This window comes from Streptomyces sp. Inha503, from assembly GCF_047215865.1.
In the GTDB taxonomy this organism is placed as follows: Bacteria; Actinomycetota; Actinomycetes; order Streptomycetales; family Streptomycetaceae; genus Streptomyces; species Streptomyces lycopersici.
The window spans coordinates 2326561-2350716 of sequence record NZ_CP178360.1 but is presented as its reverse complement, the minus strand read 5'-3'; the positions used below and the strand labels follow the sequence as shown (position 1 = coordinate 2350716).

Genomic DNA, 24156 nt, shown 5'->3' with positions numbered 1-24156 from the left:
GGACCCGATCAGTGCGCGGGTCAGGTCGTCGAGCCGGCAGGGTCTTGACCGGACACGGCCCCGCGCCGGGAGCTGCCATGCTGAGCACGACCGATTCCAACCGCACACCCTGGAGGTCTTGATGCGTACGGGCGTCATCGTCGCGGCGCATCCCGGTGTGGAAGACCTCGCGGTGCGGGCCGAGGAGTTGGGCTTGCACAGCTTCTGGGTCTACGACACCCCGATGGTCCACGGCGACCCCTTCGTCGCCTTGAGCCTGTGTGCGAAGGCCACCAGCCGCATCAGGCTCGGCATCGGCGTGACCTCACCGGCGCTGCGCTCGGCCCCGGCCGCCGCGAGCGGGCTGGCCGGCCTCAACGCCCTGGCACCGGGCCGGATCATCTGCGGGGTCGGCACCGGGAACACCGCCCGGCGCACCCTGGGCATGCGGCCGACCACGGCGGCCAGGCTGGAGGAGTTCACCGCCGCACTACAGGACCTGTGCGCCGGACGTTCGACGGAGTACCGCGAGGGTGACCGGGTCGGCGACATCCGGTTCCTGCACACCGGGGCGCATGTGAACACCGCCGACCCGATCGAGTTCGTCGTGGCCGCGCTGCGCGGACCGAAAGCCGCCGCCGTCGCCGGCCGCCGCGGCACCGGCCTCATCTCCTTCGGCCTGCTGGACCCCGCCGGCTGGCGCGCGCTGCACGACGCCCGCCGCCACGCCGCCCGGGCCACACCCCATGACCCCGACTCCCACCCGGACTCCTACGTGGTCACCTCGCTCCACCTCCTCGACGAGGACGAGGACCCCCACGGCGACCCGGCCCGGGACGCCACGGGCCACCTCGTCATGTCGCTGCTGGTCTTCGCCGCCGACACACCCGCCTTCGCCGGGCGACTCGGCCCCGAGGAAGGCGAGGCGGTGCGGCGGCTCCTCGACCGGCGCGGCACCACCTCCACCGCACCGGACCGGCACACCAAGCTCTACCCCAACTACCTCGGACGCATCGCACCGCGCGACCGCGACCTGATCCTGCCCTCATTGATGAACACCCTGGCCCTGGTCGGCACCCGCGACGACCTCCTCACCCGCATCACCGCCCTGGAACAGGCCGGTATCGACGAGCTCCTCATCCAGCCGGTGATCGACCCGCCCACCGAGATGGCCCAGCTCGCGGAACTCCTCACCTGAGGCCGGAGCCGAAACCGTCCGGGGACACACCGGGGCCCGGAGTCTCGCGCGCGTGGCGCAGCAGTGGCGGCGCGAGCAGCCCGCAAGGCTCGGGCCCGGCGCGGAGCCCGGTCCCGGCGTAGTAGCGGTTGGCCGCCGACGGCGCGACCCGGACGCGGAGTTCGTTCCCCCCGGGCCGCAGGGCGTCGGCGGGGATCGTGACGCGGTACGGCGCCCAGGCGCGCTCCGCCACCCGCGTGCCGTTCACGGCCACGGCCACGGCCCCGGCGACGGCCGGGAGCGTCAGCTCCAGGGGGACCGGTGTGTCGAGCTCGATCCGCCGCACATAGTCGGCGGTGCCCGCGAACGCCGGAAGGCCCTGGCGCTCCCAGCCGCATGTCACCGCGATGTCGCGGCGGGTGCCCGCCTCCTCGTACGAGTCCTCGGCGACCTCCAGCAGCCAGCCCGATTCCAGCGCCTCCGGCGCCGACCACTCCGGTGTGCCGTGACCGGCCGCGGCCCCGGAATCCTCCGTGGCGTCCGCCCGGCCGGAAGCGGGCTCCGCGTCCCCGCGCACACACAACAGGCGCAGCGCGTTCTGCTCCAGCCGCAGCGCGACCGGGTTCCCGACCGCTTCGAGGGTGCGCACGGTGCCGTCGGCGGCGTCCCATTCCTCGATGTGCCAGGGCCCGTCGGGCAGCAGGAGCTCCACCGTCCCTTCGCTCTCGGTGAAGCACGCGAAGCGGAAGCCGTCGGCCGTGTCCGGGCCGCCGCGCCAGCGCACCGGCGAGCCCGCGGGCACGCGCAGTGTCGGCTCAGTCCGTCCACGCCGTGCGGCGAGCCCGCGCAGGACCGCCTCGTCGGGGACCGCGGGGAACGTCTCCACGGCGGGGGCGAGGTCCGCCCAGTCCTCGGCGGCGGTCTGTGGGCCCTCCTGGTAGACGGTGGGCGTCGCGCCACCGGCGAGCACCCGTACGCCCGATTCGGCCAGACGGCGAAGTTGGCGCAGCGACGCCGCCGAGCGCAACGTGGTCACGGCGGGGAGCACGAGCGCCCGGTACCGGCGGTCCCCGATCCACACCGCGCCTTCCGCCACCGTGGCGGCGTCGAGATCGCGTTCGTCCACGAGGTGGAAGCCCACCCGGGATTCGGTGAGCGCGCGGGCCCACCCGCCCAGCGCCGACGCCTGCTCGCCGAGCTGACCCGCGGTCCACACCGTACGCAACGGGTACAGGATCGCCACATCGCTCTGTGGTGACACCGGTTCGAGGAATTCGCTCAGCCGCGCGCTCTCGAGCGCGAACCGCGGGTGATGTTCGGCGAACCACGGCTCGAAGTTGATGCCCGGGGGGAAGTCGAAGCGCGGGTTCCGCAGTGACTCGTGATCGTCTCCATGGCCGTGGGTCTGGTAGAAGCCGTGGAAGATCATCTGGCGCATGCCCTGGAGATGGTGGTTGATCGCCGTTGTGCGCAACTCCTGCAAGGTGAGCCCCCAGTGGCCGGACCACGGGGTCCCGCCTTCGGGCGGGGTGACGAAGTACTGCTCCACCATCGTCCCGCCGCGGCCGTGATGGCGGGCGACCGAGTCGCCGAACACGGGGCTGAGCTGCACCAGGGCGTCCTGCGCGTCCACCGCGGTCAGGTCGCGGTAGCCGTCCACGCCGAAGTGGTCGAGCCCGAAGTTCACCCGCAGGTCCCAGTTCGCGAACGCGGTGTCGAGCGCCCAGCCGCCGACGTGCCCGAGGACTTCATGGCCGGACTGACGCAGACCGTGGGCGTGGCTCCAGGTGCGCAGCCTGCCGAGGAACGTCTCCATCGCGTAGCCGCTGAAGTGCTCGTAGAACTGGGCGCGGAGGCCCAGCCGCTCCGGGTCTTCCCCGTCGAGCACGGCGGCGAGCACCTGGGGGGTCCGCCCGCCCCAGCGCTCCCGGATCGAGACGGCCAGGCTCTCGTGGAACGGCATCGCCGAACGCAGGTCTCCCGTGCGCTCCGCCCAGTCGTAGAACACGGCGTGCGGCTGGTCGAAGAACATGTAGGCCACGGTGGAACCGAAGAAGTCGCCCAGGGCGCCGGCGAAGGGCTGGTAACCGGCCTCGATGAAGCGATCGACCGCGACCGGGTCGACGGGGTTCACAAGCCGGGAGGTCGCGCAGCGGGCGGAGACGAACACGATCGCCTCCGCGCCGTCCGGCACGGGCTCGACGAGTCGGACACGGCAGCTGTCGGTGGCGCCGTCCACGCGGCCGACGAGCTCGGGCCGCTCGGCGGCGGCCGTGCCCTGCTCCCTTTCCGCGGCTTCCACAGATTCCACGGCTTCTGTAGCTTCCGCGGCTTCTTCGGCTTCCGTGGCTTCTTCGGTTTCTGTGGCTTCCACGACGAGCGCGTACTCGACCCGCCAGTCGGCCCAGGCGACGACGCCGCCCTCGTAGTGCCAGTCCATCGCCGCCGGGCCGAGGTTCTCGGTCGCCGAGCGGATCCCGCTGAGCGAACCCTCGCTCGCGCCCGCGGGGATCCGCACCCAGAACAGATGCCGTTCGCGCAGCTCGTCGTGTCCGGCCACGGCCCGGCCCGCCGCGTGACCGGTCTGCCAGTTGTAGTCGTCATAGACGCCGACGATCATGCCGAGCTCGGCGGCCGTTTCGACGGCCGTACGGCACGCGGCGAGGTAGTCGTCGTCCAGGTAGCCCTCGATCGGGTACGACAGCCGCGCCTGCACCTGGAAGCTCCGGATCCCGGCGTCGTGCATCTGCCGCACCTGGGCGCGGATGGTGTCCTCGTCGGGCAGCCGGTGCCAGAACCAGTAGGCGGCGGGGGCGTGCCAGGGGTCCGGGTTCCGGAATCGGCGCAGCGCGGCCTCATGTGCGGACACGGGTGTCAGCTCCTTGGGCGGCGTCTCCCGCGGTCCTGAGCGAGTAGTCGGGCTTCGGGTCCAGCCGGAGCCCGAACGTGAGGAGCGCGTAGAGCGCGGCGCCGAGCGCCAGGGCGATGACGATGCCGAGTCCGCTCGACCCGAACACGCCGGTGCGGCCCTGCTCGGTGAGGAGGAATCCCGTGATCTTCGCGAAGTTCGGGTCGGAGCTGGTCACGAGGCCGAGACCGACGACGGTTCCGGTGATCAGACTCAGGATCGCCGTCCAGCGCCCGTCGCGGCCGCCGTAGCCGCGCGGGTTCGCCAGGTCGGTGTTCCAGCCCATGCGGCGCTGCCGGATGAAGTCGATGAGCTGGATGCCGCCCATGGTGCCCATCATCACGGCGATGAGCGACAGGAACGACTGGAACGTCGCGAGGAAGGAGGTGGAGATGAACAGCAGGTAGAAGGCGCCCGCCGCGATGATGATCGCGTTGATCGCGGTCGTCACGGAGCGGCGCAGCGGTACGCCGACGGCCATGAGCGCGAGGCCGGAGCTGTACATGCCGGTGATGGCGGCCGAGACGAGCGAGATGACGATCACGACGGAGAAGGGGACGAAGAACCACATCGGCAGGAGCGCGGTGAGCGCCCCGATCGGGTCGGACGCCGTGGCGGCACCGAGCTTGGAATCCCCGCCGACGAGGAGCGCGCCGACGGCCAGGAGGATGACGACCGGCAGGCTGAGCCCGGAGACCGTCCAGCCGATCACGCCGCGCGCCGGGGTGTCGCGCGGGAGGTAACGGGCGAAGTCGCCGCCGTAGTTGAGGAAGCCGAGACCGACGAGGGTCATCGCCATGATGATGCCGCCGATGAACACCAGCGGTCCGCCCGCGGGGGTCTCACCGAGACGCGCCCACTCGATCTCGGGCACCATGAATCCGAGGAACGCGACCGTCATGACGCCGGTCACCCACGAGATCCAGACCTCGACCTTCATGATGAGCTCGTGGCCGAGGACGGAGACCGTCATCGTCAGGGCGAGCACGAGCACGAACCACAGCACGATCGTGGACGTGGCGCTCGACCCGTCGGCGTCGGCGAACACCGACGGCCACAGCTTCGCGAACAGGTTCGCACCGGTGGTCGAGGCGAGGGTGATGATCGTTACTTTCCATCCCATATTGGACAGGTAGGCGAAGAACGCGGGGATCCTGTTGCCCTTCATGCCGAACGCGAAACGCGTCTGGGCGAGGGTCGGCAGTCCGGTGCGGGGCCCGCCGACCGCGAGGATGCCCACGAGGGTGGCCGAGACGAGGTAGCCGACGGTACCGGCGACGATCGTCTGCCAGACGTTCAGACCGAGGCCGAAGACGAAGATGCCGTAACTGATGCCGAGGATCGAGATGTTCCAGGCGAACCACACGGCGAACAGGCCCCGCGGCTTCCCGCGCCGCTCGGCATCGGGAACGGGATTGACGCCGTTCGATTCGACGGTCGTGCCTCTACGACCTTGCTGAGCCTCAGTGCTCATGGAAGGGCGCCTTTCGACGTATGGCGATGTGGGGAGGGGCGGATGGTTGAGCTCGGGGAAATCATGGGTTCGCGTTCGAGGGGCGCGTGGACCGCGTCCGGGGACGACGCGGCTCCGCGTGGGATGTGCGGCGGGCGCGGTGCGCGGTGACCGCCATCGCGCCCGAGGATGGGAGGCGTGTACGGCGGCGAGGCGGGGTGCTAAGCGGCGGGGTGGACCGCTAAACCGCCGGTGCGGCGGTCGTAGGGTACTCTCGCCAGGAAAACCATTTCCGAACCCAAGCACGCCGGCCCCTGCCGCGTCAATGGGTCGCCGAGACCGTCCTGATAGCATCGGCGGGCGGAAATCAGGGGAGATCAGGATGGGCGCGCGCATAGGCTTGAAGGACGTGGCGCTGCGCGCGGGGGTGTCAGTGCCGACGGCGAGCCGTGTGCTGTCCGGCGTTCAGCGCAATGTCGATCCCGAGCTGGCGCTGCGGGTGCGGACCGCATGCGACGAACTCGGCTACCGGGTGAACGCGGCGGCGCGGGCGCTGCGGATTCAGTCGACGGATTCCTTGGCCCTTGTCGTTCCGGCGATCGCGAACGCCTACTTCGCGGAGCTGGTGTCGGCGTATTCGCGCCGTCTGGACCTTCAGGGCAAGCGGCTGGTGACGATCGACACGGGCGAGAGCCCGGAGACCGAGCGGCGCCAGCTCGGCGCCATGGATCGGGTGCTGGTGGACGCGGTGCTCGTGGTGCCCGCGGCGTTCGAGCGGAGCGGCGCGGCGATCACGGAGCTCGCGCGGTCCAACCGCGTCGTGCAGGTCGACCGCCGCGCCCGAGGCGTCGAAGCGCCTTCGGTACGGCTCGACAACGCGGCGGGGGTCCGCCTGCTCGTGGAACATCTGCGGGCGCGGGGCCGCCGCAGCATCCTGATGGTCGACGCGCAGGAGGACTCCTCGTCGAGCATCGAGCGCACAGCCGCGTTCCGCGCGCTCGCCGGACCGGACGACCGGGTTCTGGAAATGCCGAACTTCACGGTGGCGAGCGGCACCGACGCGGCGAAGCTCCTGCTCGCGAACCCCGGCGACACGGACGCGATCATCTGCACCGCCGACACTGTCGCGCTCGGCCTGCTGACGGCGCTTCAGCACGCCGGTAAGCGGGTGCCCGCCGAGTACGCGATCACGAGCTTCGACGGTACGTACATCTCCGACACCGCCGCACCGGGGCTCACCACCCTGGGCTCGACCGCCGAGCGCATGGTCGAGGCCTCCCTCGCCCTCCTCGACGGCGGCAGCGAAGACGTCGTCCTGAAACCCGAGCTCGTGGTCCGCGGTTCCAGCGGCTGACCGCGTTCCTGGGTGGGTGCATGAGCGCCCGCCGGGCCCCATGCCCCCCACCCGCGGAGTGGGTGCCGACGATCAGACGCGGTCGGCGGCGATGAGCAGGTACTGGAAGGAACCGTCCCTGTAGGAGTTGATGAACGCCTTCTCAATGCCGGTGACCAGTGAGGACGTGGCCCGCAACTCCCAGTACGGCAGGGTCGCGGGAGTGAGGTCGACAACGGCCTGCGGTACGAGGCGGTTGTCGGCCATGGCGCGCAGGTATTCCCGGCGGGAGTGGATATTGCACTCGAAGTGCGCGTTGATCTGGGAGACATACTTCGAGGGCTGGCCGTAACGCGGGTTCCAGCAGCCGGTGATGGTCACATAGCGCCCGCCGACCGCGAGGACGCGGGAGTGCTCGGCGAAGAGGTCTTCCAGGTCCACGTACATGGTCGACTCGTTGTTCCACGAGGCCGCGGCCCGCCCGGTCTCGAAGGGCATACCGAGCATGTCGCAGACGCGGGCGCGGACATGGTCCTCGATGCCGAGTTCGCGGGCGCGCTGGTTGGCGAAGTCGGCCTGCTTGGCCGAGAGTGTGACGCCCTCGACCCGGCACCCGAAGCGCTGGTGGGCCATGACCATCGAGCCGCCGCGGCCGCAGCCGGCGTCAACGAGCGTGTCGTCACGTCCAATGGGGCCGAGGTGGTCCAGGAGGAGTTCGGCCTGTGCCGACTCCAGGCGGTGGAGCTCGGCGATCAACTTCTTCTCGTATGTGCTGTCGTCGGGGTCGCCGAGGGCGGCGCGGTCGACGTCTCCGATGCCGTAGTGGTGGTGGTAAAGGCCGTCGACATCGCCGAGACGCAGGTTCACCGGCCTGGCCTCGCGGTCCCAGTAGCGGGCGATGTCCCCCTGGTAGGGGGTCGCCGGGGCCGGGATGAACATGGTGGCGCCGGAGGGGGTGGCGACGTCGGCGCTGAGGTCGGTGCTGGTCACAGATGGTTCCATTCTTCTTACCAGAAATCGGGCAGGCTGTAGCGGAAGGTGTTGGTCTGGTGCCAGTAGTGGTTGCCGTCGACCCACGCGGCCACGCCCCGGAGAAAGCGCTGCGCGGCCGGGACGGGGAAGGCGACGGCCACGGCCGCGGCCTCGGCCTCGAAGTCGCGCATGAGGTCGTTGTGGACCTCGACCGCCTTCAGATAGGCGTCGCGCTCGGAGAGGCCCTCGCGTTCGGCGATCACCACGGGCAGGTTCAGATGCCGGCCCGGACTGGCGAGTTCCTTGGTGTACGAGTACAGGTCGTTCACGATGGTGGTGGCGTTTCCGGCGAGCGCGATGACCCGCTGCATGGCGGGCTGGGCGTGCAGGTCGGCCGGTAGTTCATAGCCGCCGACGGTGTCGGTGATGGTGGGGCAGGGGCGGAAGTTGTTGAACTGGCGCATCGCCAGGTACTCCCACACCTCGGGGACATGGTCCGTCTGCGCCCAGGCGGCCTCCGCGAGGTACCCCATGTGCAGACGGGCCATGTCGTGCCGGAACCGGTCGGCCTGGGAGGGACTGGACGCCTGGACGAAGTACTCCATGGCGGACCGGTAGGCGCGCCGGGGCGCGTCCGAGTGGAGCGACTCCGCCCACCGCGGCTGGTACTCCCGCGTCGTGTGCAGGGCGTCAAGGGCGGTGTGCGCCAGCAGCAGGCGTCCGCCGAGGCCGATGGGTGAGCCTCCGTGGTCCTCGCAGTAGCAGTCGTCCACCGCGTTCTCCGCCACCATCAGACGCGTGGCGAGCATCAGGTGGTCGACGGTGGGAGCGTCCGGATGGCAGGCGACCATGTAACGCCCCACGGAGAAGCCGTCGAACTGCTCCTCCCACTCCTCGGGGTACAGGTCGACCTCGTCCAACGCCCAGGCCTTGATCCTGCGGCTGACCTCCTCCACCCGCACGGGGTCGGGCTCCGGCACCGGGTGGTGGTAGAGGCCCGGGATCGGATTGCCCTCCGCCGGAACCGCCGACGGCGTCGGTGGCGCCGGCGGCGCCGTCGGTTCCTCGCGCCGGGCCAGGCGCAGACCTGCCGTGCCGAGGCCGCTGGGGCCGCGCAGGATCCGTTCGACGTCGGCGTTCGCCCCGGAGCGGGAAGCGGCCGCAAGGAGGCTCGATTGCGGAGGGGAAGGCTCGGGGGCGGGCATGCGTGGCTCCTCGGTGGGGTTTGGGTGGCTGGTGTGCGTGCGTGTCACCGGGAAAGGGGAAGGGGGCAAATATCCAGGAATCCGTCCAGATCCGCGGGAACACTAGCGGCTGGCGCACCCAGTTGGCCCTGAGAAGCCATTGACATTAACTCGATAAGATGATCTAGAGCCGCGCGATGTTTGCCCGGGTCTCCGATTCGCCCGGGTCTCCGATCACCGCCGGGCTCGCCCCGGTCCTCAGCCGCGGCGCTCTGAATCCGTACATCCGGATCTGTAAATCAGATCGCCTTCCACGGAAACATCTGTTGGACAGAACTACGCCCATGTCCAAGGATCCCTCGTGCGGTGGCCCGGTCGACGCGACACCGGGATGGACCACCGGCTGAGTGGAGGCTGGACGTTGAGTGAAGAGACCGAAGTAGTCGTCGTCGGGGCGGGCCAGGCCGGTGTGGCGATGAGCGAGCACCTGGGGGCCCGCGGTGTGCCGCACATCGTCCTGGAGCGGCACCGTATCGCCGAGCGGTGGCGGTCGGAGCGGTGGGATTCCCTGGTGGCGAACGGGCCCGCGTGGCACGACCGGTTCCCGGGGCTGGAGTTCTCCGACGTCGACCCCGGGATCCACCCCGATGCCTTCGCCTCCAAGGACCAAATCGCGGACTACTTCGTCACGTACGCCGAGAAGATCGGCGCCCCGATCCGGTGCGGTGTCGAGGTGGCCTCGGTGCGCAAGCCCCCCGGTCGGCCCGGTTTCCGGGTCGAGACCTCGGAGGGCCCCATCGACGCGCGCTTCGTCGTGGCCGCGACCGGACCGTTCCAGCGGCCCGTGATCCCGCCCATCGTGCCGGACGGTGCCGTTCCGGTGCAGATCCACTCCAGCGCGTACCGCAATCCGGAGCGGCTTCCCGAGGGCGCGGTCCTCGTGGTCGGGGCGGGGTCCTCGGGGGTGCAGATCGCCGACGAGCTGCGCCGGTCCGGTCGCCGGGTCCTCCTCTCCGTCGGTCCGCACGACCGTCCCGCCCGCGAGTACCGCGGACGTGACTTCTGCTGGTGGCTCGGTGTGCTCGGGCGCTGGGACGCGCAGACGCCTCCGCAGGGGGCCGAACACGTCACCATCGCGGTCAGCGGCGCCCGCGGCGGCCACACCGTGGACTTCCGCGCCCTGGCCGCCGACGGCATCGAGCTCGTCGGCCTGACCGCGTCCTACGACGACGGCGTGCTGCGCTTCGCACCCGATCTCGCCACGAACATCGCGCTCGGCGACGCCAAGTACCTCGAACTCCTCCGGGCGGCCGACGAGTACGTCGAGCGCAATGGGCTCGACCTCCCCGAGGAGCCGGCCGCCCACGTCCTCGGGCCGGACCCGGCGGGCGTGGCCGACCCCCGGCTGGAGCTCGACCTGGCCGGGGCGGGCGTCACCTCGATCGTCTGGGCGACGGGCTTCGCCACCGACTACGGCTGGCTCGAGGTCGACGCGTTCGACGAGCACGGCAGGCCGGACCAGCGGCGCGGGGTGTCGTCCGAGCCCGGCGTCTACTTCCTGGGCCTGCCCTGGCTGTCCCGCCGCGGCTCGAGCTTCATCTGGGGTGTCTGGCACGACGCCCGGTACATCGCCGACCACATCACGACCCAGCGGGGCTACCTCGCGTACGGCGCCGGTGACCGGCCCGGCGCCACGCCGACCGCCTGGAAGAAGTGAGGAGCAGATTGATGACCTCCACGAACGAGGGCCGCCGGGCGAACGCCGTCAAGGCACCGATCGTCACCGGCGGGCACACCCGGATCCGCCCGTTCAACACCCGCGACACCTATCCGGAGCAGAACCTCGACAACGACCTCTGTCAGGCCGTCGTCGCCGGTAACACCGTGTACGTCCGGGGCCAGATCGGCCAGAACCTCGACACCAGCGAGTCCGTGGGCATCGGCGACGCCGGGGCGCAGGCCGAACAGGCCATGGCGAACATCAAGACGCTGCTCGAAGAGGCGGGCAGTCGGATGGAGCACCTGGTCAAGCTGACCATCTATCTGATCGACCCGCGCTACCGCGAGGCGGTGTACCGCACCGTGGGCCGCTGGACCAAGGGCGTCCACCCGATCTCCACCGGCCTGGTGGTGTCGGCCCTGGCCCGTCCGGAGTGGCTGTGCGAGATCGACGCCGTCGCCGTGATCCCCGGGGAGGTGCGGGCATGACGTTCTCCCTGGTGGTCCGCGACGGCGCGCGGTTCGGCATCGTGGCCAGCTCGTCCAGTCCGGCGGTCGCCGCCCGGGTCGCCCATCTGCGGCCCGGGATCGGCGCGGCGGCTTCGCAGAACGTCACCGACCCCACACTCGGCACGAGCCTGCTGGAGGGGCTGGCGGACCACGGCGACGCGGAACGCGCCCTGGCCGATGTCACCGGCGCGGCGCGCAACGCGAAGTCGATCGCCTACCGTCAGCTGACGTTGGTGGGCCGCTCCGGGCCCGGGTTCGCCTACAGCGGCTCGCACACCCTGGGCACATACGCCTCGGCCACCGCCGAGGGCGCGGTGGCGGCCGGCAACATGCTGTGCGGCGAGCACATCCCGGACGTCCTCCTCGACGCGTACTCCGCCGCCCCGGGGGAACTGGAGGAGCGGCTGGTCGCCGCCCTGAAGGCGGCCGTCGAGGCCGGTGGCGAGGAGGGGCCGGTGCACTCCGCGGGCCTCGCGGTCGTCGCGGACGTGGACTGGCGGGTGACCGATCTGCGCGTGGACTGGGCAGACGACCCCGTCGACCGGCTCGCCGAACTCCTCGACGTCTGGCTGCCGCAGCGGGACGACTACGTGCGCCGTGGACTCGATCCCGCCTCCGCCCCCTCCTACGGCGTACCGGGCGATCGGTGATGGCGGCCATGGGCACGACGGGGCCGCTGAAAGAGGCCGCCCGGCACGAGGTCGACCGGCACGCCGAGGAGCTGATCCGGCTGTCCGAGCGGCTGCACGCCGACCCGGAGACCGCCTGGGAGGAGCACCGGGCGGCGGCCGCCGTACCCGAGCTGCTGGACCGTGCCGGATTCGACGTCACCTCCTCCTACCTGGGCCTGGACACCGCCTTCCACGCCCGGTTCGGCGGCGGGCCGGTCCGGATCGCGCTGTGCGCCGAGTACGACGCGCTGCCCGGCCTCGGCCACGCGTGCGGGCACAATCTCATCGCGGCGAGCTCGGTCGGCGCCGCGCTGGGCCTCGCCGCCGTCGCCGACGACGCGGGCCTCACCGTCGAGGTGTACGGCACCCCGGCGGAGGAGGGCGGCGGCGGCAAGATCGAGATGCTCGACCGGGGCGCCTTCGCGGGGGTGGACCTGGCGATGATGGCGCATCCGGCGCCGGTGGACGTCGCCGAGGCCCGTCCGTTCGCGGTCAGCCACTCCAAGGTCTCGTACACCGGCAGATCCGCGCACGCCGCGGCCTACCCCGAGGCCGGGGTCAACGCGGCCGACGCCTTCACCGTGGCCCAGGTCGCCATCGGGCTGCTCCGCCAGCAACTGCCGTCCTCCGCCCGGGTGCACGGTGTGGTGACCCACGCCGGGGACGCCCCGAACGCCATCCCGGAGCGAACCGCCGGCCGCTGGTACGTCAGGGCGGAAACCCTCGCCGAACTGGCCCGGCTCGAACCACGGGTCATGCGGGCCTTCGAGGCGGGCGCCCTCGCCACCGGGTGCGAGCTGGAGATCGAGCCGGAGAGCAAGCCGTACGCGGAGTTCCGCAACGACGAGACCGCCCTAGGCCACTACCGCGCGAACGCCCTCGCCCTGGGGAGGGAGTTCGCGCCGCCAGGGCAGGCCGCCCGGATGAACCGCGCCTCCACCGACATGGGCAACGTCTCGCAGGTGGTGCCCGCCATCCACCCCTACATCGGCATCGGCTCGCTGCCCGCCACCAACCACCAGCACGAGTTCGCCGCGTTCTGCGTGGGCGGGACGGCCCAGCGGGCCCTCCTCGACGGGGCGACGGCGCTGGCCTGGACCGGTGTGGACCGGAGCCCGGCCCGATACGCGAGCCGCTGACCGAGGCGGCCGCCCGCACAGCTTCGTCTTCTTCCACCCCATCCCCGAGGAGGCGCGCAATGCCCACCACTCACACCGACGTCACCACGACCGAGGTCGAGGTGGCCACCGACGCCGTCGCCCTGCGCAGAAGCGTTGCCGCGGGAGCCGTCGGCGTGTTCGTGCACTGGTTCGACTGGGCCGCCTACGCCTATCTCGCCGGTACGGTCGCGACCGTGTTCTTCCCGGACGAGAACGGCACCACCGGACTGCTGGCCGTGTTCGGCGTGTTCGCCGTGTCCTTCGGCATCCGGCCCATCGGCGCCATGGTGTTCGGACCGCTCGGCGACCGGATCGGCCGCAAGCGCACACTGTCGCTGGTCATCTTCATGATGTCCGGCGCGACCCTGACCATCGGTCTGCTGCCCGGCTACGCCGCGATCGGGGTCGGCGCCCCGGTGCTCCTGGTGATCCTGCGTCTGATCCAGGGATTCGCGGCGGGCGGCGAGTTCGGCAGCGCGGCGAGCTTCCTCGCCGAGAGCGCCCCCCGGCGCCGTCGCGGATTCGGGGTGAGCTGGCTGGAGGTCGGCTCCCTGCTGGGGTTCCTCGCCGGTTCGTTCGTCTATCTGCTGCTGTCGACCGGGCTCGACGAGGCCCAGCTGACCTCCTGGGGCTGGCGCGTCCCGTTCCTCATCTCCGCACCGCTCGGCGTCATCGGCTTCATCATCCGCAACAAGATCGAGGACACCCCCGAGTACCGGACGCTCGAGGCCAACGACGCCGTGCCGCGCACCCCCGTACGGGAGCTGCTCCGCAACCACAAGCGGCAGTTGCTCCAGGCGGCGGGCCTGATGGCGGCCATGCACGTGCCCTTCTACGCGGTGCTGACGTACCTGGTCACCTACGAGACCGACCACCTGGGGCACTCGGCCGGCAGCGCCGCCCTGCTGTCCACGGTGATCTCGCTGCTGGGGCTGGTGCTGGTCCCGGTGTTCGGGCTGCTGTCCGACCGCGTGGGACGCAAACCGGTCTTCGTCGGCGCCACCGCGGCCCTCCTGGTCGCCGCCACCCCCGCGTTCCTCCTCATGCGGACCGGGCTCGCCGGAACCTGGATCGCCGGTCTGCTGCTCGGCGTGATCCTCGCCGCGATCCTCGGCACCTACGCGGTGTGGTCGGCGGAGATCTTCCCCACCCGCACCCGTCAGAGCGGCCTGTCCATCGCCTACAACCTCACCGCCGCCCTGTTCGCCGGCACGGTGCCGTATCTGATGACCGTGCTCATCTCCGCGACCGGCTCCACCCTGCTGCCCGGCCCCTACCTGATGGTGTTCGCCGCCGGCGGTCTCATCGCCGCCCTGTCCCTGAAGGAGACCACCGGATCCGCCCTGCTGCGCCCCGAGGACGTCGCCGACACGCCCCCTGAGCACCCATAGGCCGCCTCTTGAGCGCCCATGGACGCCGCCGCATAGGGTCGGCACCGGCACGGACACCGATCACCAGGCGCGAGGGTCACGCATGACAGCACCGGTGGGTTTCACCCTCCTCCAGCTCCGCTACTTCCTCGAGGCCGCCGAGCGCGGTTCGATGACGGAGGCGTCGGGGGCGCTCCACATCGCGCAGTCCGCCGTGTCCGCGGCCATCCACAACCTGGAGCGCGATCTGCGGGTGCAGCTGTTCATCCGCCGCAGGGGACGGGGGCTGACCCTGACGCCCGCGGGGGAGCGGCTTCAGAGCCACGCGCGGGAGCTGCTGGCCCGTGCGCGTGAGGTCGAGCGGGAGGCCCGGGGAGACGGTGAGACGATCTCCGGACCGGTGGCCGTCGGCTGCTTCGTGACGCTGGCCCCGTACTATCTGCCGCCCCTGTTCAGCGAATGCACCGGCCGCTACCCGGGCATCGAGATCGACGTGGTGGAGGCGGAGACGGATCAGCTCGTCCAGGCCCTGGGCGCGGGGCGTATCGACTTCGCCCTCACCTACGGCCTGGGTCTGTCGGCCGAGCCGGACCTGTGCGGCGAGACGATCGCGCGGGCCCCGGCCTATGTCATCGTCCCCGCCGATCATCCGCTGGCCGGGCAGGGCACCGTGGAGCTGGCCGAACTGTCCGCGGAACCCCTCGTCCTGCTCGACCTGCCGCACAGCCGCGACTACTTCCGCTCGCTGGTGGCCGCCACCGGCACCGCGCCCGATGTCCGCTACCGCACCCGGAGCTACGAGACGGTGCGTTCCCTGGTGGCCCGGGGGCTCGGATACTCCGTGCTGAACCAGCGGCCGGCGACCAGCCAGACCTACGGCGGCGGCGAGATCGCGGAACTGGAGCTGCGGGACGGAAGCCCCCCGCTCGAAGTCAAGATCGCCTCGGTGAAGGGCATGACCCAGACCGCGCGCGCCGAGGCCGTGATGGGGCTGCTGCGGGAGGTCGCCGCCGCCACGATCCCGTGACGGACGGTGTGCGTCAGGCCGACGGCCCGCGGTGCTCCCCGTGGGCGGCCGCCCGGCCGCCGCGGTCGGCGCGTGTCCGGGCCATGAGGAGGGCGATGTCGTCCTCCGGGGGAGCGCCCGTGGTCATCCTCGTGATGACGCGGGCGCACAGCTCCTCAAGGCTCGCCGAGGGGCGTTGCAGCGCGGCGAGCAGCCGGTCGAGACCGGCGTCGATGTCGCTGTGCCGGGTCTCCACCAGCCCGTCGGTGAAGAAGGCGAGCAGGCTCCCCCCGGGGAGCTCCAGGTCGATGGATTCGTAAGCTCCGGTGCCGATTCCGAGCGGTGGGCCCACCGGTGTGTCGGCGATCCTGGCGTGGCCGTCGGGGGCCACCAGCATCGGTGGCGGATGCCCGGCGCGGGCCAGGGTGCAGAGGCGGGTGGCCGGGTCGTAGACGGCGTAGAGGCAGGTTCCGCCGGTGACCGACGAGTACTCCGGGGACCAGGTGCCCGTCTCGGCGAGCCGGGCGGTGACCTTGTCCAGGTGGTCGAGCAGTTCCGCGGGGTGCTGGTCGAGGGCGGCGAGGGTGTGGACCGCGGTGCGCATCCTGCCCATGGCGGCGGCCGCGTCGATGCCATGGCCGATGACATCGCCGATGACCAGGGCGATCCGGTTGCCCGGCAGCTCGATGGCGTCCATCCAGTCCCCGCCCACCCCCTCGTGCCGGTCCGACGGCAGATAGCGGCCTGCCAGGTCCACCGCGGCGCCGCCCGACAGCTCCTGCGGCAGGAGGCTGCGCTGGAGGGCGAGGGCGGCGGACCGCTCCCGTGTGTAGCGGCGGGCGTTGTCCAGGCTCAGCGCCGCCTGGACGCAGAGTTCCTCGGCCAGCAGCAGATCGTCCTGGGAGAAGGGCACGGCGTTGTCGGTCCGCGTGAACACGGCGATGCCGAGGATGGTGCCGCGGGCCCTGAGCGGGATCATCATCACCGAGTGCATACCGGTGTCGTGGATGAGCCGTCTGCGCTGGGGGTCACGGTCGAGCCAGGTCCCCGGGCCGGTCTTCATGGCGGGCTCGAAGTAGGGCTGGTCCCCGTACAGCGCGGTGAGGAACGGCGAGCCGGGCGGTACGTACACCACGTCCCCCACCAGGAAGGCGGCCTCCGGCATACCGCCGTGGATGGAGGACTGACCCGCGCGGCGGAAGACGGGGATGCCGGAGGGGGCCTCGGACATCCGCTTCAGCGGCTCCCCGCCCAGCGGGACGGCATCGGCCAGGTCCACCGTGACGTAGTCGGCGAGGGCGGGGACGGCCGTGTCCGCGAGTTCCTGCGCGGTCGTCATCACATCGAGCGTGGTGCCGATCCGATTGGCCGCCCTGCCGAGCAGCGCCAGCCGCTCACGCTCCCCGCTCTTGGTGATCAATGAGACGGTGCACACGCCCAGTGGGCCACCGCCCTCGGGGGCGAGGGGAAAGACGGAGGAGGCGAAGACGACCTCCCGGCCGTGCTCCGGCGACACCCACCGCAGCACATGGTCGCCGACCGGCTCCCGCGAGGTGAGCACCCGCCGTATCACCGGCTCGATGGTGGCCCGGTCGAAACCGCGCACGGCGCGCCGCGTGGACCGGGTGGGCGGGTCCACCTCCGAGCGGCCCACGATCTCCCGGCAGGCCCGGTTCGACCACAGCAGCCGTGTGCGCGTGTCCCACACCGCCACGGCCAGCGGCGACCGGTCCAGAAGCGCCGCTTCGGCGTCGGCGCTCCGCACTCCGTCCGGCGCCCCAGTGATGGCGACGAACCAGCAGCTCTCACCGTCTCCGCCGGTCAGCGCGATGGTCTCCACCGTCAGCCGGAACCGCTCGCCGTCCCGGTGCCTGACCCTCACGACCGCGTTGGCGGCCCGCCGGCCGCCGTGCCTGCCCATGTCTCCCGGAGCCGAGGACCACCGCACCGCTTCGACCGGGGTCTCCAGCAACTCCCGCACCGGCAGCCCCACGACGTCCTCCGCGCGGTGCCCGAGCAGCCGCCGGCAGCCCTCTCCCCACGCCAGGATGGTGCCGTCGGAGCCCAGGAGAGCGAGGGCCGGAGCGGGCGCCTCGGGCACGTCCGCGAAGCCGGTCGGCATCCGCTTCGCCTCGGAATCGACCCCGGCTCTTCCCACCATCCCGATACCCTCCGTAGTCACAGATATCGGTGGATGTCCTGCAAAAAGGGTAACGCGCCGGGGCAGCGGCCGGGGCTCTGCCGATCGGAGCCGATCGGAGCCGATCCGAGTGGCCGGCCACCGATGAGTTCGACGACCGAGCGGGGTCTACACCTATAGATCGCACACCACATACATGATCAGGAAGGGACCATGGCATGACCGCCAACGCACTGCCGTCCGTCGTTGACGCCGACACCTGGCAACGTGAGCTCGAAGCGCTGCGTGTCCGGGAGAAGGCCGCGACCCGGGAACTCGACGCGATCGCCGCCCAGCGCCGCCGCCTGCCGATGGTCGAGATGCCCGACTACACCCTCGAGGGCGAGGACGGGCCGGTCCGGCTGGTGGACCTCTTCGACGGCAGGAAGCAGCTGATCGTCTACAACCACATGTGGTTCCCCGGCGAGCAGTGGCAGTGCCCGGGCTGCACGGGGTTCACCTCGCAGTTCACCAGGCTGGAGTTCCTGGGCAACTACGACGCCCGGTTCGTCATCGTCACCCAGGGCCCGATCGACGAGGCACTCGCCTACAAGCGACGGGTCGGGAACACGATGGCCTGGTACTCCACGGCGAACAGCCCGTTCGGTACCGACGTCGGCGCCCCGCCCGGCGGCGGATTCGCCGTCAACGTGTTCCTGCGCGACGGCGACACCGTCTACCGCACCTGGCACACCAACGGCCGTGGCACGGAACAGCTCAGCTACTCCTTCGCGCTGATCGACGTGTTGCCGTACGGGCGCCAGGAGGAGTGGCAGGACTCGCCCGACGGATGGCCGCAGCAGCCCACTTACAGCCGGTGGACCGGCTCCGAGGACATCGCCGCGCTCTACGGCCGGGACACGTGAGGGGTGGCCGAAGACCTCATGTACCCGTGACTCATGTGCCCGTGAGGTGACTCGTCCCGTCGTGCGCCGCCGTGTCGCCGAGCCTGGACCGCAGGTGTTCACGCAGTTCGGCGCTCTCCTCGCCGGGAACGTCCTCGTACAGGGCCAGGGCCTCCGCCCAGCAGGTGCGCGCCCGCGCGGACTCGCCCATCCCGTCCATGGCGTGCCCGAGCACGAGCAGGACGTCTGCCCTTCGCCGGTCGCCGCCCACTCTGTGGAGGACCGCCAGCGCCTGCTCGGCCTCGGCGGCGGCCTGCGCGGGGTGGTTCGCGGTGAGGAGGATCTGGGCCCGCCGGAAGTGGACCATGCCCGCTCCGAGGGCCTGCCCACCGTCCTGGAAGATCTCCAGGGCCTGGTCCAGCTGTTCCAGCGCCTCGTCGGTGTGTTCGGTGCGGAGGAGCGCGAGCCCGAGCGCGTAGCGGCACTCCGCGAGGGCCAGAGTGGCGGCCTCGTCGCCAAGACGGTCGATGGCCTCCTCGGCGAGGGCGACGGCGCTGCGCACATTGCCCAGGCTCGTCTCCAGGTGGGACAGCCGGCACAGGGCGTTGGCCACGCCAAACGGGTTGTCGTCCGCGCGGAACCTGGAGAGGGCTTCCCTCAGGTACCGGTCCGCTTCCGTGTGCCGTCCCTGCTCCAGGGCGATGACGCCGCGATCGTACGGTGCCCAGGCCCCGGTGACCGGATCGTCGATGGCCACGGCCAGCGCCAGTGCGCGCTGTGCCTCCGCATCGGCCTGTTCCAGGTTCCCGGCGGTGAGGTGCACCGCGGAGAGCGCGGCACAGGCCCGGCCCTCGGCCTGTGCGTCCCGGGCTCCGTGCGCCGCCCGCTTCGCCGCCTCCGCGGTTTCCCGGTACTGGCGGGGGTTGCTCGACCCCACGGTGTCCTTGACGCTCCACAGCAGGTCGATCGAGCGGCGCAGATGGGTTCCGTGGGTGAGCTGGCGGGCGCAGGACAGGATGCACTGCGCCTCGGAGCCGAGCCAGCGCCGGGCGTCGTCCAGATAGGAGAACTCCACACCGGGGTACCGGGTGGGCTCCAGGTGCGCCACACTCCGGTCTCCGGGGTGCTCCGCGGCGTACGCCTCGGTCGCGGTCGCGAGATAGAAGTCGAGCAGCCGGGAGAGCGCCGCCTCCCGTTCGTCCAGCTCGGCGCGGTCCCGTGCGTACAACCGCGCGAGGTCGTGGTAGCGGTATCGTCCCGGTCCCGCCGATTCCAGAAGACTGGTGTCGACCAGTGACTCCAGGACGTCCTCGGTCTCTTCCCACGGCTGGTCGAGCATGGCCGCGGCCGCGGCGAGCGAGATGTCCTGGCCGTCGGCGAGACCGAGGAGACAGAAGGCACGGGCCTGTTGGGGGCTCAGCTGGCCGTAACCCAGCTCGAAGGTGGCCTTCACCGCGAGGTCCCCGGCCTGGAGCTCGTCAAGGCGACGGCGCTCGTCGGCGAGCTTGGCGGCGAGCACCGAGACCGTCCAGACGCGCCGGGACACCAGCCGGGACGCGGCGATACGGATGGCAAGCGGCAGGAATCCGCAGGCGGCCACCACATCCAGGGCCGCCTCACGCTCGGTCGACACCCGCTCCCGCCCGACGATCTCGGTGAAGAACTGGAGTGCTTCCTCCGGGGCCATGACATCGAGGTCGACGAGGTGGGCCCCGGCGAGGTTCGTCATCCGGGCACGGCTGGTGATGAGCGCGGCGCAGCCGGGGGAACTGGGGATCAGCGGCCGTACCTGGCTCGCGTCGCGGGCGTTGTCCAGCAGCACCAGGACGCGGCGATCGTCGAGGGTGGAGCGGTAGAGCGCGGCTCGTTCGTCCAGCGTGTCCGGGATGGCCGAGTCCGGTGTGCCCAAGGCCCGGAGAAACGCGCCGAGGACAGCCTCGGGCTCGGCCGCCCGGGGACCGGCGCCCTGTAGGTCGACGTACAGCTGGCCGTCGGGGAAGTACGGTCTGGCCCGGCTCGCCGCGTGGACGGCGAGGGTGGTCTTGCCGACGCCGTCGATGCCCGCGATGGCCGAGACCTTCAGGACGCGCCCCTCGGGGTCGGCGAGCTGGTCGTCCAGCTCCCGTACGAAGGATGCGCGGCCGGTGAAGTCCGAGACGGTGGCGGGGAGTTGGGCGGGACGGACGATCGTCGCGGCGGCCGGGGCGGACTCCTCGACCGGGTGGTCCAGCTCGGCGTCGGCCCGCAGAATGCGCTGCTGGAGGCGGGAGAGCTCGGGCCTGGGATCGAGGCCGAGCTCATTGGCGAGCAGCCGGCGGGTATCGGCGTAGACGGCGAGGGCTTCGGCCTGGCGGCCGCTGCGGTAGAGGGCGAGCATGAGCAGTTCGCGGAGCCGTTCGCGCAGCGGGTGGGCCGCCGTGAGCGCCGTCAGCTCGGAGACGGCCTCGGCGTGGTGGCCGAGTTCGAGGTCCAGGTCGAGGCGGGTCTCCAGGAGCTGGAGCCGCCACTCCTCGAGCCGGAGACGCTGGTGCTCGGCGAATGGACCGGGGACGCCGGCCAACGTCTCGCCCTCCCACAGCGCCAGGGCCCTGCCGAGGAGTTCGCGTGCCTGCCGTGCTTCACCCGCCTTGTGTTCCCGCTCCGCCCGTAGGGCGAGGTCCCGGGCCACGGAGAGGTCCAGCGACGCCGGTGCGACGCGCAGCGCGTAGCCCCCGGATTCGCTGACGAGTACGTCGGCGTTGGGGCCGAAGGCCTTGCGCAGCCGTGAGGCGTAGGTGCGCAGCGCGGCAATGGCGGCGTTCGGCGGTTCCTCGCCCCAGAGAGCCTCGACGAGCTCGGGCGAGGTGGCGGTGTGTCCGTCGTGCAGCAGCAGGGCGGCGAGCAGGGCGCGTTGCTGGGGTGAGCCGCTGGACAGCAGCTCACTGCCGCGCCAGGCACGGACCGGGCCGAGCACGTGGAAGCGCAACGTCGCCGTGGACTCGGCCGGGTCCCCCGGCTCGCCGCGGGGCCGCTGCTCGGCCGTTGACCCGGCGGAGGGCATACGACGAGGGGGAACACGCGGCTCCCGCGGCCCGGACGAGGGCGGCCGTGTCGAGCCCTGCCGGTGAGCGGTGGCGCGCCGGGCGGCCGCGGCGAGCATGGACTCGGCCGCGGTGGCACGGCGCTCGTCCCCGGTGGCGCGGGCCACTTCGGCCTCGGCGGTGGCGAGGCTCGACAGCGCGCTGATCGCCTGCGGATGGTGGGCTCCCATGGTCGCGGAGGCCCGCTGCGCGGCGACGGCCAACACGTCCGCGGCCCGCTCCATGCGCTCCGGGGAGCCCGCCGCGCTCGCCGACTCGAACTCGGCGGAGGCGAGCGTCACCAGCGCCGAGAGGGACTGGGGATGCTCGCCGCCGAGCATGTCCACGAGGCGCCGGACGCTTCCTTCCAGCCTTTCGAGGAGCAGGTCCGCCTCGGCGTGCTGGTTCCTCCGCCGCGCCGCCGACGTCAGCACGGAGATCACCAGCAGCCGGACCTCCTCCAGATCCTCCGTGGCTTCGGTGCGGGCCGCGAGAGCGGCCTCGGCCCGGCGGGCGGCCGTCACGGCGCCCTCGGCATCGCCGAGTCGGAACTTGACGGCGGCCAGGTTCGCGTACGTCCCCGCCATGGCCGGAACGCCGCCCTGCCGCGCCGCGAACTCGACCGTCCCGGCCAGCAAGTTCGCGGCGGCCGACACATGGCCCCGGTCCGCGAGCACCACCGCCAGCTGGTTGCGGACGGAGACATCCAGGCCGAGCCCCTCGGGGTCCCATACGAGGCGGGACACCACATACTCCAAGAGGGCACGGGACGCCCCGTACAGCCCGAGGGCGTCGAGCAGCGTGGTGAGGCGGGCGAGATCCTTGCCGATGGTGGCGCGCTTCAGCAACCGTGGATCCTTGCGGAGGGTCTCGGCCGCGTCGGCCAGCCGCGCCCGCGCGGTGGCGTCGCCGCGCAGTGCCCGCTCGGCGCGCGAGATCGTCTCTCGCCAGAGGTCCGTCACGCGCCGCCTCCGCCGAGCTCGCTCTCGATGAGCGCTTTGACGGTCATGAACCTGAGCTCGGCGATCTGGGCCGGGTCCATGACGTCGCGTTCGTCCCATTGGTCGAGCCGGTTCAGGACCGCCTCCGCGGTGGCGAACTTCCCCGTCGTCGCGGGGCGCCTGTCGGCGTCGGGTACCCCGGACTGGCGGGGCGGCCGGACCACATCGATCAGATGGGCGACGTCGAAGTGGTCGAAGCGCCGCATCGCCTCACCGATGGTGGCGGCGAAGAGCACATTGGCCGCGCGGGTGCCGTCGGCCCTGTCCCGCGCCTGTTCGATGAGGACGCCCATGACGACGGGCTGTTGAGCGCTGTCCTCCCAAAAGCCCTCGACGGGCCCACCCGAGTAGCCCGAGTAGTCTCCGAGGAGTTGGTCCGCCGTCAGGTGCAGGGCCTCGATCGTCCCGCCCCCGACGCAGAGATGATCGGCTGATCCAGCGCTGACGTGGCCACTGAGATGCACGTCGTGGGAGGCCGGCCGGTAGGGGCCGCGCCAGCGGTCGCCGTCATGGGCGACGTGCGCGGCGGGGATCGGAAGGGTCACCCGGTACTCGGCGGCGATCTCCACGAGGGCCAGGTCGGCCTCCTTGTCCTGTCGGCTCACCCGTCCGTCGATCCGCTCCCCGTCCGCCAGGACGATCACCACGTGTTGGTCGACGGAAAGACCGCGCAGACAGTGCAGGGCGGTGAGGACGAAGCGGCGGGTGAGAAGGAAACCGCCGCCCAGACGCTCATCGGCCTGATGCAGCTCGACCCAGTACCCCGCGCTCGTCATCACGCCCCCGGCGTCCGCTCCACAGTGAGGGTGACTTCGAACGAAGCCTCCGCCGACGCCTTTGACAGGATGACACCGGCTTCCGCCGCGAGGGTGAGCCCGAAGGTGACGTCCAGACTGGTGATCCGCCAACCGTCGCGCTGCGGTACCTGGGCGAGCGACTGCTGTGCGATGGCCGAGGCCTGGACGATCGCTTCCTCGATCTCGGGCGCACGCTCGCCGAGGGAGGCTGTGGTCCTGGTCCTGCTGGCAATCTGCCGGTTCCCCGCATCGTCGAGCGCAACCGTCTCGACCCTTATGTCAGCCATGACCGCACTTCCCGTCGTCGAGGCGCCCTCAGTCGCGACATCCCATCAGGGTGAAACCCTAGCGGTCCTGACCCAGTGGCTCCGCGTCACGCCCGGGTGACGCGTCGTCGGATTGATGAGGGTCGGCCTCGCCGTTGAGCTGTCGCAGCAGGCCGAGCAGGGCTGCCCGGTCCGTGGCGGGGAGGGGCGAGAAGCACTCCTCCAGGACCCTCTCGCTGACCTGGTGGCCGGCGGTCAGGGTCTGTTCGCCGGTGGGGGTGAGGCGGTGTTCGATGCGGCGTCCGTGGCCTGGCCTGCGCTCCACCAGTCCCTGGGCGGCCAGGCGGCCCACGAGCGCCCCGAACGCCTGCTCGCTCTGGAACGTCACCGTGGCCAGCTCGCGTGCCGAGGCTCCGGGCCGGCCGCTGATGGCGCGCAGCGCGTCCCACTGCGCCAGCGTCGTGCCGACCTCGCCCAGCGCGCTGTCCAGCGCTCGGTGCTGCCGGTACTGCGCCTGCTTGACCGCGCGTCCCAAAACCTGCACATCAGCATCCATGCCGTAAGTCT

Annotated in this window: 18 protein-coding genes; 9 read left to right on the top strand and 9 right to left on the bottom strand. The window is 71.4% G+C overall.

Annotation, left to right across the window (positions count from 1 at the left end):
• The first annotated feature begins 121 nt into the window (after positions 1-121).
• Positions 122-1177 carry an LLM class flavin-dependent oxidoreductase gene (locus ACJX2R_RS09705; RefSeq protein WP_413105816.1) on the top strand — a complete coding sequence of 352 codons (1056 nt, stop codon included), beginning with the start codon at positions 122-124 and terminating at the stop codon, positions 1175-1177.
• Here the strand turns inward: ACJX2R_RS09705 and ACJX2R_RS09700 are convergent.
• Together ACJX2R_RS09700 and ACJX2R_RS09695 are read right to left on the bottom strand one after the other, a co-directional pair.
• A complete protein-coding gene (locus tag ACJX2R_RS09700) occupies positions 1170-4025 on the bottom strand; it encodes a hypothetical protein (RefSeq protein WP_413099710.1) in 2856 nt (951 codons plus the stop codon). The two genes, ACJX2R_RS09705 and ACJX2R_RS09700, sit on opposite strands and share 8 nt — an antisense overlap.
• Entirely contained in the window at positions 4012-5538 is a 1527-nt protein-coding gene (locus ACJX2R_RS09695; protein WP_413099709.1) for a purine-cytosine permease family protein, read from the bottom strand. Before ACJX2R_RS09695 ends, ACJX2R_RS09700 begins: the two co-directional genes overlap by 14 nt.
• A 361-nt stretch (positions 5539-5899) precedes the next feature.
• Between ACJX2R_RS09695 and ACJX2R_RS09690 the strand changes: the two genes are divergently transcribed.
• Positions 5900-6871: a LacI family DNA-binding transcriptional regulator gene (locus ACJX2R_RS09690; RefSeq protein ID WP_413099708.1), complete on the top strand. Its 972-nt coding sequence runs from the start codon at positions 5900-5902 to the stop codon at positions 6869-6871.
• A gap of 72 nt (positions 6872-6943) precedes the next feature.
• On the opposite strand, the gene ACJX2R_RS09685 is transcribed toward ACJX2R_RS09690, so the two are convergent.
• The gene (locus ACJX2R_RS09685; protein ID WP_413099707.1) at positions 6944-7840 is read right to left on the bottom strand and encodes a geranyl diphosphate 2-C-methyltransferase; all 897 of its coding nucleotides are present in this window, start codon (positions 7838-7840) and stop codon (positions 6944-6946) included.
• A gap of 17 nt (positions 7841-7857) precedes the next feature.
• Positions 7858-9027, bottom strand: a complete 1170-nt coding sequence (locus tag ACJX2R_RS09680; RefSeq protein ID WP_413099706.1) for a family 2 encapsulin nanocompartment cargo protein terpene cyclase — start codon at positions 9025-9027, stop codon at positions 7858-7860.
• 400 nt (positions 9028-9427) lie between these two features.
• Between ACJX2R_RS09680 and ACJX2R_RS09675 the strand changes: the two genes are divergently transcribed.
• The 6 genes from ACJX2R_RS09675 (at position 9428) to ACJX2R_RS09650 (ending at position 15463) form a co-directional block, all read left to right on the top strand.
• On the top strand, positions 9428-10723 hold the full coding sequence (locus tag ACJX2R_RS09675) for a flavin-containing monooxygenase (protein WP_413099705.1): 1296 nt from the start codon (positions 9428-9430) through the stop codon (positions 10721-10723).
• An 11-nt stretch (positions 10724-10734) separates the two neighbouring features.
• Entirely contained in the window at positions 10735-11214 is a 480-nt protein-coding gene (locus tag ACJX2R_RS09670) for a RidA family protein (protein ID WP_413099704.1), read from the top strand.
• Complete coding sequence (locus tag ACJX2R_RS09665) at positions 11211-11885, top strand: DUF1028 domain-containing protein (RefSeq protein WP_413099703.1); 675 nt, start codon at positions 11211-11213, stop codon at positions 11883-11885. Before ACJX2R_RS09670 ends, ACJX2R_RS09665 begins: the two co-directional genes overlap by 4 nt.
• An 8-nt stretch (positions 11886-11893) precedes the next feature.
• Positions 11894-13045 carry a M20 family metallopeptidase gene (locus ACJX2R_RS09660; RefSeq protein ID WP_413099702.1) on the top strand — a complete coding sequence of 384 codons (1152 nt, stop codon included), beginning with the start codon at positions 11894-11896 and terminating at the stop codon, positions 13043-13045.
• 59 nt (positions 13046-13104) lie between these two features.
• Positions 13105-14457, top strand: a complete 1353-nt coding sequence (locus ACJX2R_RS09655; RefSeq protein ID WP_413099701.1) for an MFS transporter — start codon at positions 13105-13107, stop codon at positions 14455-14457.
• Positions 14458-14539: 82 nt separating this feature from the next.
• Complete coding sequence (locus ACJX2R_RS09650; RefSeq protein WP_413099700.1) at positions 14540-15463, top strand: LysR family transcriptional regulator; 924 nt, start codon at positions 14540-14542, stop codon at positions 15461-15463.
• Between the two features lie 13 nt (positions 15464-15476).
• Here the strand turns inward: ACJX2R_RS09650 and ACJX2R_RS09645 are convergent, their stop codons facing one another.
• Positions 15477-17603, bottom strand: coding sequence for a SpoIIE family protein phosphatase (locus ACJX2R_RS09645; RefSeq protein ID WP_413099699.1), 2127 nt, complete (start codon positions 17601-17603; stop codon positions 15477-15479).
• A 197-nt stretch (positions 17604-17800) separates the two neighbouring features.
• Here ACJX2R_RS09645 and ACJX2R_RS09640 point away from each other — a divergent pair, with 197 nt between their 5' ends.
• Positions 17801-18487 carry a DUF899 domain-containing protein gene (locus tag ACJX2R_RS09640; protein ID WP_413099698.1) on the top strand — a complete coding sequence of 229 codons (687 nt, stop codon included), beginning with the start codon at positions 17801-17803 and terminating at the stop codon, positions 18485-18487.
• A gap of 31 nt (positions 18488-18518) precedes the next feature.
• Here ACJX2R_RS09640 and ACJX2R_RS09635 read toward each other — a convergent pair whose 3' ends face one another.
• From ACJX2R_RS09635 to ACJX2R_RS09620, 4 genes are all read right to left on the bottom strand, one after another.
• Positions 18519-21506, bottom strand: a complete 2988-nt coding sequence (locus ACJX2R_RS09635) for a BTAD domain-containing putative transcriptional regulator (protein ID WP_413105815.1) — start codon at positions 21504-21506, stop codon at positions 18519-18521.
• 977 nt (positions 21507-22483) lie between these two features.
• On the bottom strand, positions 22484-23302 hold the full coding sequence (locus ACJX2R_RS09630; protein ID WP_413099697.1) for a S1 family peptidase: 819 nt from the start codon (positions 23300-23302) through the stop codon (positions 22484-22486).
• Positions 23302-23610, bottom strand: a complete 309-nt coding sequence (locus ACJX2R_RS09625; RefSeq protein ID WP_262698663.1) for a CU044_2847 family protein — start codon at positions 23608-23610, stop codon at positions 23302-23304. The genes ACJX2R_RS09630 and ACJX2R_RS09625 overlap by 1 nt, the downstream gene beginning before the upstream one ends.
• A gap of 58 nt (positions 23611-23668) precedes the next feature.
• A complete protein-coding gene (locus tag ACJX2R_RS09620) occupies positions 23669-24145 on the bottom strand; it encodes a MarR family winged helix-turn-helix transcriptional regulator (protein WP_413099696.1) in 477 nt (158 codons plus the stop codon).
• Positions 24146-24156 lie beyond the last annotated feature (11 nt).

Bases quoted from the DNA above. Each gene is read 5' to 3' on its own strand.
- ACJX2R_RS09650 (WP_413099700.1), top strand. From the start codon at position 14,540: ATGACAGCACCGGTGGGTTTCACCCTCCTCCAGCTCCGCTACTTCCTC.
- ACJX2R_RS09620 (WP_413099696.1), bottom strand. From the start codon at position 24,145: ATGGATGCTGATGTGCAGGTTTTGGGACGCGCGGTCAAGCAGGCGCAG.
- ACJX2R_RS09705 (WP_413105816.1), top strand. From the start codon at position 122: ATGCGTACGGGCGTCATCGTCGCGGCGCATCCCGGTGTGGAAGACCTC.
- ACJX2R_RS09690 (WP_413099708.1), top strand. From the start codon at position 5,900: ATGGGCGCGCGCATAGGCTTGAAGGACGTGGCGCTGCGCGCGGGGGTG.
- ACJX2R_RS09635 (WP_413105815.1), bottom strand. From the start codon at position 21,506: ATGCCCTCCGCCGGGTCAACGGCCGAGCAGCGGCCCCGCGGCGAGCCG.
- ACJX2R_RS09640 (WP_413099698.1), top strand. From the start codon at position 17,801: ATGACCGCCAACGCACTGCCGTCCGTCGTTGACGCCGACACCTGGCAA.
- ACJX2R_RS09645 (WP_413099699.1), bottom strand. From the start codon at position 17,603: ATGGTGGGAAGAGCCGGGGTCGATTCCGAGGCGAAGCGGATGCCGACC.
- ACJX2R_RS09625 (WP_262698663.1), bottom strand. From the start codon at position 23,610: ATGGCTGACATAAGGGTCGAGACGGTTGCGCTCGACGATGCGGGGAAC.
- ACJX2R_RS09660 (WP_413099702.1), top strand. From the start codon at position 11,894: ATGGGCACGACGGGGCCGCTGAAAGAGGCCGCCCGGCACGAGGTCGAC.
- ACJX2R_RS09665 (WP_413099703.1), top strand. From the start codon at position 11,211: ATGACGTTCTCCCTGGTGGTCCGCGACGGCGCGCGGTTCGGCATCGTG.
- ACJX2R_RS09630 (WP_413099697.1), bottom strand. From the start codon at position 23,302: ATGACGAGCGCGGGGTACTGGGTCGAGCTGCATCAGGCCGATGAGCGT.
- ACJX2R_RS09680 (WP_413099706.1), bottom strand. From the start codon at position 9,027: ATGCCCGCCCCCGAGCCTTCCCCTCCGCAATCGAGCCTCCTTGCGGCC.
- ACJX2R_RS09655 (WP_413099701.1), top strand. From the start codon at position 13,105: ATGCCCACCACTCACACCGACGTCACCACGACCGAGGTCGAGGTGGCC.
- ACJX2R_RS09695 (WP_413099709.1), bottom strand. From the start codon at position 5,538: ATGAGCACTGAGGCTCAGCAAGGTCGTAGAGGCACGACCGTCGAATCG.
- ACJX2R_RS09670 (WP_413099704.1), top strand. From the start codon at position 10,735: ATGACCTCCACGAACGAGGGCCGCCGGGCGAACGCCGTCAAGGCACCG.